The organism is Vibrio sp. N418, assembly GCF_000222565.1.
Taxonomy (GTDB): domain Bacteria; phylum Pseudomonadota; class Gammaproteobacteria; order Enterobacterales; family Vibrionaceae; genus Vibrio; species Vibrio scophthalmi.
Genome location: NZ_AFWD01000064.1, coordinates 1 through 12,622, shown reverse-complemented (window position 1 = coordinate 12,622; position 12,622 = coordinate 1). Strand labels below are relative to the sequence as shown.

General features: G+C 45.1%; 15 protein-coding genes and 4 tRNA genes. 13 read left to right on the top strand and 6 right to left on the bottom strand.

Features of this window, described 5'->3' with window-relative positions:
* Window positions 1–159: 159 nt before the first annotated feature.
* The 3 genes from RH86_RS14230 to pfkA all read left to right on the top strand — a co-directional run bounded on the left by RH86_RS14230 (window position 160) and on the right by pfkA (window position 2,975).
* Window positions 160–648, top strand: coding sequence for a CpxP family protein (locus RH86_RS14230; RefSeq protein WP_009386812.1), 489 nt, complete (start codon window positions 160–162; stop codon window positions 646–648).
* A gap of 183 nt (window positions 649–831) precedes the next feature.
* Window positions 832–1,740: a CDF family cation-efflux transporter FieF gene (gene fieF / locus RH86_RS14225; RefSeq protein ID WP_009386811.1), complete on the top strand. Its 909-nt coding sequence runs from the start codon at window positions 832–834 to the stop codon at window positions 1,738–1,740.
* 272 nt (window positions 1,741–2,012) lie between these two features.
* Window positions 2,013–2,975: a 6-phosphofructokinase gene (gene pfkA, locus RH86_RS14220; protein ID WP_005599287.1), complete on the top strand. Its 963-nt coding sequence runs from the start codon at window positions 2,013–2,015 to the stop codon at window positions 2,973–2,975.
* Window positions 2,976–3,064: 89 nt separating this feature from the next.
* On the opposite strand, the gene RH86_RS14215 is transcribed toward pfkA, so the two are convergent.
* The 3 genes from RH86_RS14215 to epmB all read right to left on the bottom strand — a co-directional run bounded on the left by RH86_RS14215 (window position 3,065) and on the right by epmB (window position 4,953).
* Window positions 3,065–3,574 (bottom strand): MgtC/SapB family protein, encoded by a 510-nt coding sequence (locus RH86_RS14215; protein WP_009386810.1) that lies wholly within the window; start codon window positions 3,572–3,574, stop codon window positions 3,065–3,067.
* Between the two features lie 152 nt (window positions 3,575–3,726).
* On the bottom strand, window positions 3,727–3,852 hold the full coding sequence (locus RH86_RS20840) for a prepilin-type N-terminal cleavage/methylation domain-containing protein (protein WP_139047656.1): 126 nt from the start codon (window positions 3,850–3,852) through the stop codon (window positions 3,727–3,729).
* Window positions 3,853–3,930: 78 nt separating this feature from the next.
* Window positions 3,931–4,953, bottom strand: coding sequence for an EF-P beta-lysylation protein EpmB (epmB, locus tag RH86_RS14210; protein WP_009386809.1), 1,023 nt, complete (start codon window positions 4,951–4,953; stop codon window positions 3,931–3,933).
* 33 nt (window positions 4,954–4,986) lie between these two features.
* Between epmB and efp the strand changes: the two genes are divergently transcribed.
* The 3 genes from efp (at window position 4,987) to rraA (ending at window position 7,165) form a co-directional block, all read left to right on the top strand.
* Window positions 4,987–5,553 (top strand): elongation factor P, encoded by a 567-nt coding sequence (gene efp / locus RH86_RS14205; RefSeq protein ID WP_009386808.1) that lies wholly within the window; start codon window positions 4,987–4,989, stop codon window positions 5,551–5,553.
* Window positions 5,554–5,659: 106 nt separating this feature from the next.
* Window positions 5,660–6,577 (top strand): 1,4-dihydroxy-2-naphthoate polyprenyltransferase, encoded by a 918-nt coding sequence (locus RH86_RS14200; protein WP_009386807.1) that lies wholly within the window; start codon window positions 5,660–5,662, stop codon window positions 6,575–6,577.
* A gap of 75 nt (window positions 6,578–6,652) precedes the next feature.
* Entirely contained in the window at window positions 6,653–7,165 is a 513-nt protein-coding gene (rraA, locus tag RH86_RS14195) for a ribonuclease E activity regulator RraA (protein ID WP_005599303.1), read from the top strand.
* 107 nt (window positions 7,166–7,272) lie between these two features.
* Here the strand turns inward: rraA and RH86_RS14190 are convergent, their stop codons facing one another.
* Both RH86_RS14190 and tpiA read right to left on the bottom strand, forming a co-directional pair.
* Window positions 7,273–8,652 (bottom strand): MATE family efflux transporter, encoded by a 1,380-nt coding sequence (locus RH86_RS14190; protein ID WP_009386806.1) that lies wholly within the window; start codon window positions 8,650–8,652, stop codon window positions 7,273–7,275.
* 143 nt (window positions 8,653–8,795) lie between these two features.
* Window positions 8,796–9,566, bottom strand: a complete 771-nt coding sequence (gene tpiA / locus RH86_RS14185; RefSeq protein WP_005599307.1) for a triose-phosphate isomerase — start codon at window positions 9,564–9,566, stop codon at window positions 8,796–8,798.
* Window positions 9,567–9,836: 270 nt separating this feature from the next.
* Between tpiA and RH86_RS14180 the strand changes: the two genes are divergently transcribed.
* Together RH86_RS14180 and RH86_RS14175 are read left to right on the top strand one after the other, a co-directional pair.
* A complete protein-coding gene (locus RH86_RS14180) occupies window positions 9,837–10,184 on the top strand; it encodes a 5-carboxymethyl-2-hydroxymuconate Delta-isomerase (RefSeq protein ID WP_005599309.1) in 348 nt (115 codons plus the stop codon).
* Between the two features lie 120 nt (window positions 10,185–10,304).
* Window positions 10,305–10,730, top strand: a complete 426-nt coding sequence (locus RH86_RS14175; protein ID WP_009386805.1) for a DUF805 domain-containing protein — start codon at window positions 10,305–10,307, stop codon at window positions 10,728–10,730.
* A 135-nt stretch (window positions 10,731–10,865) separates the two neighbouring features.
* Here the strand turns inward: RH86_RS14175 and coaA are convergent, their stop codons facing one another.
* The gene (gene coaA, locus RH86_RS14170) at window positions 10,866–11,795 is read right to left on the bottom strand and encodes a type I pantothenate kinase (RefSeq protein WP_009386804.1); all 930 of its coding nucleotides are present in this window, start codon (window positions 11,793–11,795) and stop codon (window positions 10,866–10,868) included.
* Window positions 11,796–12,001: 206 nt separating this feature from the next.
* Between coaA and RH86_RS14165 the strand changes: the two genes are divergently transcribed.
* From RH86_RS14165 to RH86_RS20170, 5 genes are all read left to right on the top strand, one after another.
* A tRNA-Thr gene (locus RH86_RS14165) sits at window positions 12,002–12,077 on the top strand.
* Between the two features lie 53 nt (window positions 12,078–12,130).
* A tRNA-Tyr gene (locus RH86_RS14160) sits at window positions 12,131–12,215 on the top strand.
* Window positions 12,216–12,249: 34 nt separating this feature from the next.
* A tRNA-Gly gene (locus tag RH86_RS14155) sits at window positions 12,250–12,324 on the top strand.
* 12 nt (window positions 12,325–12,336) lie between these two features.
* Window positions 12,337–12,412, top strand: a tRNA-Thr gene (locus tag RH86_RS14150).
* Window positions 12,413–12,514: 102 nt separating this feature from the next.
* The coding region (locus RH86_RS20170) for a GTP-binding protein (RefSeq protein ID WP_005595135.1) at window positions 12,515–12,622 on the top strand (108 nt) is incomplete at its 3' end.

Sequence of the window (12,622 nt, the reverse complement as noted above, 5' to 3'; positions counted from 1 at the left end):
GGTATGGGATCAGTTTACTGATTATTTTATCTAAGCATTAGCGTAAATTTTGCTCTTTACGAATCTTTACGCTCTCTAGACGTCGCTTTACTTCTGGCAGACTAATCTATTATCAAGCGCTGCACAGGCAGCCCGACTAACAAAAGAAAGGTAATGATTATGAAGACAGTTAAAAAATTCGTATTAGCAGCAGCGGTTATTCCTCTAGCATTTGCATCGGCCAGTGCGATGGCCTTTGGTGGTAAAGGTGACCATAAAGGTGGCCATTGCCAAGGTGGTATGGATCGCGGCATTATGAAAAAGCTCGATTTGACCGATGCACAAAAAACACAGCTTAAAGAGATGCGTGAAGCAAACAAGGCAGAAATGAAGGCTAAATTTGCTGATAACGCGGATACGCGTAAAGCAGAGCGCCAAGCTCACCACGATAAAGTCCAGCAATTGGTGTTAGCCGATAACTTTGATCAAGCGGCGGCGAATGAACTGGCGAAAAGCATGGTAGAGAAGCAAACGGAACGTAAAGTGAAGATGCTTGAGAAGCAACACCAAATGCTAAGCGTGTTAACACCAGAGCAAAAAACAAAGTTTGTTGAGCTGAGCAAAGAGCGTATGGAAAATTGCGGTGAGAAGCGCAAAAATCACCACTAATCATCTGCCTATTTACATTTAGATTGATAGAGACCGAAGCAGCCAATGGGCTGCTTTGTTGCGTTTATAGGTTTTTACTCAGTGGGATGTGTCGATAATTCGTTAATGACTATCGGACATCAGAGCTGCATCTTAGGGTCAGTTGAGTATAATTAGCGCATCATTGAAGATGAATACAAAGTGATGAAACAAGATTACGGAAAATTAGTTACGCTCGCGGCATGGACCGCAACAGTGGTCGCAACATTATTACTGCTGGTTAAATTGGTGGTTTGGTGGGTGACCGGCTCAGTAAGTTTACTCGCCTCATTAATTGACTCGATGCTGGACATTGCTGCCTCGGTGGTGAATCTCGTCGTGATTCGCTATTCGCTACAGCCTGCTGACAAAGAGCATCGTTTCGGTCATGGCAAAGCAGAATCGCTCGCGGCATTAGCCCAAGCGATGTTTATCTCCGGTTCTGCGGTATTTTTGATTTTAAATGGTATCGAACGCTTCTTCCGCCCACACGAATTGAACTCTCCTGAGCTCGGTGTCTATGTGAGCATGTTTGCTATTGTTGTTACGTTTGGTCTAGTACTGTTCCAAAAACACGTGGTGCGTAAAACCGGTAGCCAAGCGATCGCGGCAGATTCACTGCATTATCAAACCGACCTGTATATGAATGCGGCAATCATGGTGGCATTAGGATTGAGCTGGGCGGGGATTGGCCAAGCAGATGCAGTGTTTGCCGTTGGGATTGGATTCTTTATTTTATACAGTGCTTTCAAAATGGTGACAGAGGCGACGCAAACATTACTTGATCGTCAATTACCAGAAGAAGAGTTACAGCAGATCAAACAAGAATGCTTGCAAGTATCTGGCGTATTAGGTGTGCATCAATTACGTACACGTATGGCAGGGCCGGTTCGTTTTATTCAATTGCACTTAGAGTTGGAAGATCATATTCAGTTAATCGAGGCACATCGTATTTCTGACAACGTGGAACGAAGTTTATTGGCGGCGTTTCCGCAAGCCGATATCCTCATCCACCAAGATCCATACTCGGTGGTTTATACCTCTGAGCGGGTACAAAAATCGGTTGATTGGTAGTGAGATTGGTTTGGAATGAAAGCCGTTTATTGTCTATCTTTTCAACGAAAACAGAAATAAACGTGATCCTGATATGTATCAACAAAGTTAATGAGCAAACCTGTAATACTCTTACATAAGTAGAAAACTTACATAATTTCGTGCAAATAAATGTAGTATTCCTATCAAGGAACGGTAACATATTGCACAGCTGAAAGAATCTGGATAGGGGCTTGATTTGTAAGCCTCTAACATAAAAATTGAAACAAGATTCCCAAAAATCGAGGGTGAGCATGATTAAGAAGATCGGTGTTTTGACGAGTGGCGGTGACGCACCTGGTATGAACGCAGCCGTTCGCGGCGTAGTGCGTACAGCGCTGTCTGAAGGTTTGGAAGTGTATGGCGTACAAGATGGCTACTTGGGTCTATATGAAGACCGCATTGTACAATTAGATCGTTCAAGCGTATCTGATGTAATCAATAAAGGCGGTACGTTCCTTGGCTCTGCACGTTTCCCTGAGTTCAAAGAAGTTGAAGTTCGTGAGCAAGCGATCGAAAACCTGAAAAAACACGGTATCGATGCATTGGTTGTGATCGGTGGTGATGGTTCGTACATGGGTGCGAAGAAATTGACTGAAATGGGTTACCCATGTATCGGTCTACCAGGCACAATCGATAACGATATCGCGGGCACTGACTACACGATCGGCTACCTAACAGCACTAAATACGGTTATCGATGCGATTGACCGTCTACGTGACACTTCTTCTTCTCACCAACGTATTTCTATCGTTGAGATCATGGGCCGTCACTGTGGTGATCTTACCCTTATGTCAGCGATCGCTGGTGGTTGTGAATACATCATCACGCCAGAAACCGGTCTTGATAAAGAGAAGCTAATCAGCAATATCCAAGATGGTATCGACAAAGGCAAAAAGCACGCGATCATCGCGCTGACTGAGCTAATGATGGATGCTAACGAGCTGGCTAAAGAAATTGAAGCAGCAACGGGTCGTGAAACTCGTGCAACGGTTCTTGGTCACATCCAACGTGGTGGTCGTCCAACGGCGTTTGACCGTGTATTGGCTTCTCGTATGGGTAACTACGCGGTTCACCTATTGCTAGAAGGCGAAGGTGGTCGTTGTGTGGGCATTCAAAAAGAACAGCTTGTTCACCACGATATCATCGATGCAATCGAAAATATGAAGCGCCCAGTACGCAATGATCTATACAAGGTTGCTGAAGAGCTCTTCTAAGCAATTTTGTCGAGAGTAAGATCAAGCGAATACCAAAAACCACCTCATGAGGTGGTTTTTTGTATTTGTTATTTAATTTCATTTATCCGCTAGGATTTATCGATAGATTTAGCTCGACTTGGTTCTTTTTTGCCATGGAATTTTTGGTGAACTCCGCGTCGTAATGCTTTGATGCGGTTTTCGGCTTTATCGACGCCAAGCAGTACACTCAGTGCCAAAACAGTAATCAACACCGATTGCTGTAAGTAACCTAAACCAATCATCATGCCAAGTGCGGCTAATAACCAAATAATTGCAGCGGAAGTGACGCCATGGATTTTGCCATCCAATGTCATCATTACGCCAGCGCCAAGAAATCCGACACCCGTAATAATTTGGCCAAGCACTCGGGCTTGATCAAGTGTATTGGGTGACAGCGATACCGCCATCGACATAAAGAAGTAAGTGCCAGAGATAATTAGTATCGAAGTGCGAATACCGACAGGTTTTCCGCGAGTTTGACGCTCGACACCAATTAAGATGCCATTGAGGGCACAGCATAGTAGTGCTGACCAAGTGAATGGCCCAAGATCGAGCAGTTGGTGTAGATTGATTTGCATATGGACCTCCAAAATGGCGGAGTATCCATACAATAGACCGAGCGATCGACTAAAAGATTCTGATGGTAACGATTAATAGGGCGTATGAAGTTAACAGCCGCTAGTGGTAAATTCAAAGCTGGGTACGGTATTTATTGTCGCTTCGTAGTATGTCAAATAGCAACGTTCACCTGATGTTTTACGTGATTTAGGCATAAAGCGTATCCAACCATCTTTATCGTCGATGTTATGACAACCACCAATTCAATTAGGGTAAAACCAAGGCGAGCACGTTTCATAGCGAGATAACTTAGATAAACAAGACGTTAATATAGTACCAAAGTTTAATCGGCAGTTTTAATGCTATGTGATTAAATTTACTCCAAATGTAAATCTAATGGCGTTTTACTCGAACGACCGCCAATTTCGCGGGTTAACTTTGGCACTAGATAACCAGAAACATTTGCAATCAGGCCATGCATCAATGCTCTCGCTTGCTGATCATCAACATAAAAGTGCGCCGCACCCTGCACTTTATCCAGCACGTGTAGGTAATAAGGCAAAATATGCGCATCAAACAAAGCTTCACTAAGATTGATTTGGGCTTCGAGCGTGTCATTAACCCCTTTGAGCAGCACACCTTGGTTGAGTAGCGTCACCCCAACGGCTTTTAGTTTTGCCATTTGCTCGCTGAGTTCGGTATTGATCTCGTTAGCATGGTTAATGTGGGTCACGAGGATCACTTGCAAACGCGTTTGACGAAACAGGGCAAGCAGGCCATCGGTCACACGGTTTGGGATCACCACCGGTAAGCGGCTGTGAATACGTAAGCGTTTAATATGCGAAATATTGGCAATACTATCGATCAACCATGCCAGTTCGTCATCTTTCGCCATTAGGGGATCGCCACCCGATAGGATCACTTCATTCAACTCGGGGTGAGCGGCGATATAATCCAAACTGGTTTGCCATGCACTTTTACTGCCTTTGTTGTCTTGGTAAGGAAAGTGACGGCGGAAGCAGTAACGGCAGTTAATAGCGCAGCCTCCTTTGACTATCATCAGGGCACGGTTACGATATTTATGTAAAAGTCCCGGGATCGCATTGTTTTGTTCTTCCAGTGGATCGCTGCTATAGCCCTCCTGTACCGCAAATTCGTCTGATAACGGTAAAACTTGGCGTAAAAGCGGATCAAAGGGATTGCCTTTTTCCATTCTATCGACAAAACTTTGCGGCACACGCTGCGCAAAAAGCGTTCTTGCTTCAAATCCGTGTTGCCAAGGTGAAGGATCGATCTCTAACTGTTTCAGCAGTTTAGTAGGATCAGAGATCCCATTCGCCAGCTGTTTGAGCCAGTTTTGCTCAACAGATTCGGCATTTCGGGTTATGATGTGCGGCATTAAATTTAACTCGAAGAATGGTAAGAGGAAAAAATGGCTACTGTTAGCACGAATGAATTCAAAGGCGGTCTTAAAATTATGCTTGATAACGAGCCTTGTGTCATTCTCGAAAACGAGTTTGTCAAACCAGGCAAAGGTCAGGCATTTAACCGCGTAAGAATCCGTAAGCTACTTTCCGGTAAAGTTCTAGAGAAAACATTTAAGTCTGGCGACACGGTTGAAGTAGCTGACGTAATGGATATCGATCTAGATTACCTATACAACGACGGTGAATTCTACCACTTCATGAACAACGAAACGTTCGATCAAATTGCAGCAGATAAAAAAGCTGTGGGTGAGAGCGCGAAGTGGTTGGTAGAAAACAACACTTGTATGCTAACACTTTGGAACGGCAACCCAATCGTTGTAACGCCACCAAACTTCGTTGAACTGGAAGTGGTTGAAACGGATCCAGGTCTGAAAGGCGATACACAAGGTACTGGTGGTAAACCAGCAACGCTGTCTACTGGTGCAGTTGTACGTGTACCACTATTCATCGCGATCGGCGAAGTGATCAAAGTTGACACTCGTTCTGCAGAATACGTAGGTCGCGTAAAGTAATCTGCGTTCAGAAATAAAAAAGGTCACTTCGGTGGCCTTTTTTGTTTTTCTGCTAACGTTGATATGACACAATTTCATTTATCCGATATTGATGATACTGATGAGCATGAAACAAACGCTGCAAATTTGGCTTGATGCCGCTCGCCCTAAAACCTTGCCTTTGGCTCTGGTCTCGATTTTGACCGGGAGTGTTTTAGCCTACTCTAACCATCACTTTTCATTTTCTGTCGCGGTGCTCGCGTTTATTACCGCCACTTTGCTACAGATCTTGTCTAACCTTGCCAATGATTATGGTGATGCAGTGAAAGGCACTGATAACGAAGCGCGATTGGGACCAACGAGAGCCATTCAGTCTGGGGCGATAACGCCTAAAACTATGCGCCAAGCGATCATCATTAATATCATTTTTACGGTTATCGCTGGGCTTATTCTCGTTCTGCATGCCCTGACGAACTGGGAAAGCATTGTCGCTTTCTTAGGTTTGGGTTTACTGGCGATCATGGCGGCGATAGCCTATACCGTCGGCAACAAGCCATATGGTTATGTGGGATTGGGTGATATCTCGGTCTTTATCTTTTTTGGCTTACTTGGTGTGACAGGCACGTTCTTCTTACACACTGGTATTGTCGATGTATCGTTGGCATTGCCTGCTATCGGTTGTGGCTTACTGGCGGTTGCAGTGCTGAACATTAATAACATGCGTGACATCGAGAATGATGAGCAGTGTGGCAAGCGTACCGTCGCTGTTCGCCTTGGCCAGCGCAAAGCTAAGCAATACCACTTCCTTCTACTTGGCGGTGCGATGGTGGCGTTTATCGCTTACTTGTTACTGCAACCAGCGCCGATTTGGTTGATGTTGCCATTCCTACTGAGTGCTTTGGTGATCTACAAACATGGCCGTGCAGTGTGGTTGGCACAACGACCTGCCGATATCGCCCCGATGATGCCAATTGTGGTCAAATGCTCGCTGCTAACAAACCTTCTTTTTACTGGGGTTGTTATAGCTCAAACTCTCGTGAGTTGATTGATGTTTGTCATTGCAATGGCTCAGTGAGGGGATATACTCGATGAATAACCCAATGCTATGAGACGAATTGCGATGGAATACAATACTTCAGCTCTATGTGATATTTATTTAGAACAAGTCGATGTGGTTGAACCAATGTTCAGTAACTTCGGTGGTAGTGCTTCGTTCGCGGGGCAAATTACGACCGTTAAGTGTTTCGAAGACAATGGCATCATTCGTGAAATCTTAGAGCAAGATGGTGTTGGGCGAGTTTTATTAGTCGATGGTGGTGGTTCACTTCGCCGTGCTTTGGTCGATGCAGAAATTGCGGCATTGGCAGAAGAGAACGAGTGGGAAGGCATCGTCGTCTATGGCTGCGTACGCGAAGTGGATGAGCTAGAAGACATGAGCATTGGCATCCAAGCATTGGCCTCTATTCCTGTTGGTGCAACAGGTAAAGGTGAAGGCGAGACAGACGTAGCGGTTAACTTTGGTGGTGTCACTTTCCTACCAGAAGATTATTTGTATGCCGATAATACCGGCGTCATTTTGTCGCAAGAGCCACTCAATATCGATCTGGAACTTGAAGAAGATCCCGAGTTGTAATCGGCACATCTGCCACGTTAAATTATCTATAAGAAAGCTAGCATTATGCTGGCTTTTTGCTTTCTTGCATGGGCGATTTATCCTGACGAGGACAAGCCTTGCTGCGGTTATTGCTTATCGAGGTGCTTATCTGGGTTAAGGGGCTGTTGACTGGCTTTAAGCGTGACGCGCTTTATGTGCAGTGCATAGCAATAACCTAAACTCCCGCCGAGAATATTGCCCAAAGCGATACCTATAAAGACCCCTTCAATGCCATAGAACTTGCCACCTAGCCACGCTAATGGCAGGGTAAATATAAACAGGCGCATCGCACTCCACTGAAAGGCTTTCAGTGGTTTGTGAAGAGAGTTGAGCCCTGAGACCAACATCATCATGATGCCTTGGAAACCATAGCTAAATGGCACCACCAATAAGTAATGCCAAAGTAGGTTGCGCACACTCTCTTCTTGGGAGAATAAAGCCGCTAATGGCACACTTAATGGCACCATCGAGATGAACAAAATGAACTGGAAGCCAATCGCAAAACGCATACTGAGAAACTGGCCATCGAAGCTGCGCCGTGGATTGCCTGCGCCAAAATTTTGCGCCATAAAGGGTGTTAGGGCAGAAGTTAAAGACATCAGTACCAAGATTAAGATGGATTCTATTCTCTGAGCCGCCCCATAAGCGGCAACAGCCGCCGTACCGTGGCTGGAAAGAATCATCATTAGAAGTGCACCAGAAAGGGGGGTCATCGCGTTTGACAACGCAGCAGGTGTACCAATTTTAAGGATTGTTTTCCAATCCTCAATCAGAGAGCCTAGTTGAGGCCAACTGAGTAACTTCTCACGCTTGATCAAAACAAACAGTGAAGCAAACAATGCGCCAAGCCAACTAAAAGCACTCGCAATGGCGGCGCCTTGAATACCTAACTCAGGGAAAGGCCCGTAACCAAAAATCAATAAAGGATCGAGTACGCCATTGATCACCCCAGCCGCAATCATGATTTTAGCGGGCGTGGTGGTGTCACCGGTGGCGCGAATCGAACTGTTACCAGCCATTGGGATCACCAGCAGCGGAATCGCGAAATACCAGACACTCATGTATTCGCTGATCAGTGGGATTAGTTTGGCCTCAGCCCCCAAAGCAAGAAATAGTGGTTCAATGGTAAGTAAGCCGAGGGTTGAGGCAATGGCAACCAAAATGACCGCCAGCAATAGACCATGAGTAGAGACGCGGGCGGCACTTTGCGAGTGGCCTTGCCCAAGCAGTCGACCAATATTAGTGGATAGACCAATACCGATGCCCATAGTGATACAGTTGACCCCAAAGGTGACAGGGAAGGTGTAACTGACGGCGGCGAGTGCGTCTGTGCCCAGCAATGAAATGAAAAACGTGTCTACTAAGTTAAACATCAAGATCGCAATCAAACCCATGGTCATTGGGATGGTCATTTGTCGCAGCACTTGAGGGATCGGGTCGCTTAGCAGGCCGTGTTTATCTTGCATAAGAGCGTCGCACTTGAGGAAAAGAGTAGAATACTTGATTCAAAGTCAGTGCGACAGGCTTTCATGGGTGATTAATATGGTACCCAAATAAAAAAGGCCAACCGAAGTTGACCTTTTCTTTCATCTAAACCGAGAGGTTCAAATTAAGCTTTTGCTGCCGCTGCTGCGCGAGCGATTGCTGCGAAGCCTTTTGCGTCAAGAGCTGCACCACCAACTAGAGCACCGTCGATGTCTGGTTGTGAGAAGTAAGCTTCTGCGTTTTCTGGTTTAACAGAACCGCCGTACTGGATGATTACTTGCTCAGCCACTGCTGCGTCTTTTTCAGCGATCATTGCACGGATAGATGCGTGGATGCGTTGTGCATCTTCAGCTGTTGCTGCTTTACCAGTACCGATTGCCCAGATTGGTTCGTAAGCGATGATTGCATCGTTTAGCGCTTCAACACCGTATGCATCGATAACTGCATTGATTTGACGTGCACATACTGCTTCAGTTTCGCCAGCTTCGTTTTGCGCTTCTGACTCACCGATACAGAAAACAGGTTTTAGACCGTTTTCTTTTAGGAATGCGAATTTCTTAGCAACGAATTCGTCTGACTCTGCGTGGTATTCACGACGCTCTGAGTGACCGATGATGATGTGAGTTGCACCAAAATCTTTTAGCATTGCTGGAGACATATCGCCAGTGAATGCACCGCTGTTGTTTAGGTCAGTGTTTTGTGCACCTAGAATGATCTTGTTACCGCCTTCAGCGATTAGACGCTCAGCAAGGTCGATGTATAGCGCAGGTGGCGCTACTGCTACGTCAACACCTTCAACACCTTCAAGCTCAGCGTTAAGACCAGTTAGCAGCTCAGTTACCATTGCTTTGCTACCGTTAAGTTTCCAGTTACCCATCACTACAGGACGACGCATAGGAATATCTCCGTATTAATTAATTAAAAGTGTTAATGTAAATAATCTACGTAGGAATATAACAGAATAAATTCGCTAGATCATGACCCGAATCATTTCTTGATCGAATCTCATTGGCGACTTGGAGAGATTGACTGCTGTAAAACATGCGCTCAAAGCTATCAGTGATCTGTTAGACAGATTACTAGTAATGGGCTCGGTTTTTCGCCGATAAATTGGTATTAGTGCTTAATCAGCACCATAAACCAACGAGCAGAATCAAGGAGCGATATGCCACATTTAGTTATGGAATACTCAAATTCGGTCGATGAACGCGTTAATGTGCAAGGGTTGTTAGAAGACTTACATCATGCTGCGATACAATCGGGTCTATTCGACGTGCCGTCGTTGAAATCAAGAGCCTTGCGCTACCATCATTGGATGATTGGTGAGCAAGGTGACAGTAGCGACTTTATTCATATTACGTTTGAATTGTTAGATGGGCGAACCCCAGAGCAAAAGCGCGAGCTATCAAGGTTACTGATGGCGGTGTTGCAGCAGCAAGCCAGTCACATTACGAGTTTGACGATTAACGTCAGAGATATGGATAAAGCCTGTTTTCAGAAAGTGGTCAATTGAGTCACCACGGAAGCTGATTTGTTATTAGATAGCGGTTGCAAGTTTCTCACTTGGAAACTGTTATTGTATAAACATCAGCGTTATAGATTTTATTTTTAAGTTTGTAGTTAGGTAAAAAAGATGTCGATTAAAGAGTTGTTGTTTTCCTTCCAAGGTCGTATTGGACGCAAAGTCTACTGGATCTGGAATCTCACCTATTACGTATTGATCATGGGGTTTGGGTTGGGTATCAATCAATTATTCCCGGCCTATGCACATTTGATTTTGCCCGTCTTTTTAGTGTTCGTGTTGATCCCAGATCTAGCGATCACGGCCAAACGATGGCATGACAGAGGTAAATCAAACTGGTGGTTATTGATGAATGTGCCTTTGGTGATTGGTCGCATGACGATTCCAGCAAATGATCCGAGCCAAATGGCGCACAGTACGACGTTGCAAATGTTGAGCTCGCTTGCGGCATTGGTCTGTGGGGTGTGGATTTTGGTGGAGTGTGGTTTCTTTAAAGGACAAGAGGGCGCTAACCAATACGGGCCTGAGCCAAAATAAACGTAACCGCCAACTCATCGTTTAATGGACAAGCAGAAAAACAAAAGGGTTGACCTTACAGTCAACCCTTTGTTTTTTCGTCGATGCTCAATTAAGCACGGGCTCTTTGAAGTACCGGTCGTTTGAATTACGGCATTATTTTCTTAGCCACACCTCTTCAACCAGATGATTTGCGCCCTTCTTTAACACCAACTGAGCACGACCCTTAGTAGGTAATATGTTCTCTTGTAAGTTGACGCCATTAATAGTGCGCCAAATATCTTTTGCCTTATCAATCGCTTGCTGTTCGCTCAATTGGGTGTAGTGGCTAAAGTAAGACCCCGGCTGAGTAAATGCACCTTGACGGAATTTTAAAAAACGCTCGATATACCACTGTTCAATCACCTCGGTTTCGGCATCAACATACAATGTGAAATCGAGAAAGTCAGAGACAAACACGCGATGTGGATCTTGTGGATAGTCCATGCCACTTTGCAGTACGTTCAATCCTTCAATGATTAATACATCGGGACGGTCGATGGTTTTGATTTCATCGGTAATATCGTAAGTCAGATGCGAATAAAGCGGTACCCGCAGATTCGGCTTACCCGATTTGATATCAGAGACAAACTCCACCAAACGCTTAATGTCGTAAGACTCTGGGAAGCCTTTACGGTGCAAAATACCGCGCTCTTCCAATACTTTCTTCGGATACAGAAATCCATCGGTCGTGACAAGCTCCACTTTAGCGTGGTTATCCCAACGGGAGAGTAGCGCTTTGAGCAAGCGCGCCGTGGTACTTTTGCCTACCGCCACACTGCCGGCAATACCGATGATGAAAGGAGGAGCGTTATCCTTGGCTTTTTCGCCAAGAAATTTTTGTAGCACTGAGTTTCGACTTTGGCGCGCCGCGATATAGAGATTGAGTAAACGGGCCAGAGGAAGGTAAATCTCAACAGACTCTTCCATGGTTAGACTTTCGTTCACACCTTGCAGCTCTTTTAGGTCTTCTTCAGACAAAGTCATTGGTACTGCATTACGTAGTTCAGCCCATTGCTGCCTATTAAAAGAGAGGTATGGGGTCATGGTTTCCCTAATCGATTCATCGCACAAGAAGTTGGAAAATACATCAAGCTTACAAGAAAGAAAATGACAGACACACCAGATTTGTTTTTTCCGACAAAAATTGCACGAAAATTCGGCAAATAGGTAGAAACTTAGTAAAAAAATTACTTTTTTCCATTTTGCTATTGCAAGGTAGAAAATCATTCAATAGAATGCGCACCACTTATGCCGACTTAGCTCAGTAGGTAGAGCAACTGACTTGTAATCAGTAGGTCACCAGTTCGATTCCGGTAGTCGGCACCATTCTCTCCTGTTTCTTTTAGAAACGTTGTAGTGAGAATGGAATGTAAAAATTTGGAGGGGTTCCCGAGTGGCCAAAGGGAGCAGACTGTAAATCTGCCGGCACTGCCTTCGATGGTTCGAATCCGTCCCCCTCCACCATATTCTTTAGGAAATAGCTCGAAGAGTTACGTGTGCGGGCATCGTATAATGGCTATTACCTCAGCCTTCCAAGCTGATGATGCGGGTTCGATTCCCGCTGCCCGCTCCAATCACTAGTGTTGCTGATATAGCTCAGGCGGTAGAGCGCATCCTTGGTAAGGATGAGGTCCCCAGTTCGATTCTGGGTATCAGCACCAGCTCCCAAAGCAAAATTTTCCTTTTGATATATACTTTATCACCAATAAGTTTGGTTACGTGGTCATTTGCGCCACTTAAATCCGTACCTAGAGGGACAACTCATGTCTAAAGAAAAATTTGAACGTGTAAAACCGCACGTAAACGTTGGTACTATCGGCCACGTTGACCACGGTAAAACTACTCTTACTGCAGCTATCTGTACTACTTTG

Coding starts and splice junctions, on each gene's coding strand:
- RH86_RS14230 (WP_009386812.1), top strand. CDS start 160: ATGAAGACAGTTAAAAAATTCGTATTAGCAGCAGCGGTTATTCCTCTA.
- fieF (WP_009386811.1), top strand. CDS start 832: ATGAAACAAGATTACGGAAAATTAGTTACGCTCGCGGCATGGACCGCA.
- pfkA (WP_005599287.1), top strand. CDS start 2,013: ATGATTAAGAAGATCGGTGTTTTGACGAGTGGCGGTGACGCACCTGGT.
- RH86_RS14215 (WP_009386810.1), bottom strand. CDS start 3,574: ATGCAAATCAATCTACACCAACTGCTCGATCTTGGGCCATTCACTTGG.
- RH86_RS20840 (WP_139047656.1), bottom strand. CDS start 3,852: ATGAAACGTGCTCGCCTTGGTTTTACCCTAATTGAATTGGTGGTTGTC.
- epmB (WP_009386809.1), bottom strand. CDS start 4,953: ATGCCGCACATCATAACCCGAAATGCCGAATCTGTTGAGCAAAACTGG.
- efp (WP_009386808.1), top strand. CDS start 4,987: ATGGCTACTGTTAGCACGAATGAATTCAAAGGCGGTCTTAAAATTATG.
- RH86_RS14200 (WP_009386807.1), top strand. CDS start 5,660: ATGAAACAAACGCTGCAAATTTGGCTTGATGCCGCTCGCCCTAAAACC.
- rraA (WP_005599303.1), top strand. CDS start 6,653: ATGGAATACAATACTTCAGCTCTATGTGATATTTATTTAGAACAAGTC.
- RH86_RS14190 (WP_009386806.1), bottom strand. CDS start 8,652: ATGCAAGATAAACACGGCCTGCTAAGCGACCCGATCCCTCAAGTGCTG.
- tpiA (WP_005599307.1), bottom strand. CDS start 9,566: ATGCGTCGTCCTGTAGTGATGGGTAACTGGAAACTTAACGGTAGCAAA.
- RH86_RS14180 (WP_005599309.1), top strand. CDS start 9,837: ATGCCACATTTAGTTATGGAATACTCAAATTCGGTCGATGAACGCGTT.
- RH86_RS14175 (WP_009386805.1), top strand. CDS start 10,305: ATGTCGATTAAAGAGTTGTTGTTTTCCTTCCAAGGTCGTATTGGACGC.
- coaA (WP_009386804.1), bottom strand. CDS start 11,795: ATGACCCCATACCTCTCTTTTAATAGGCAGCAATGGGCTGAACTACGT.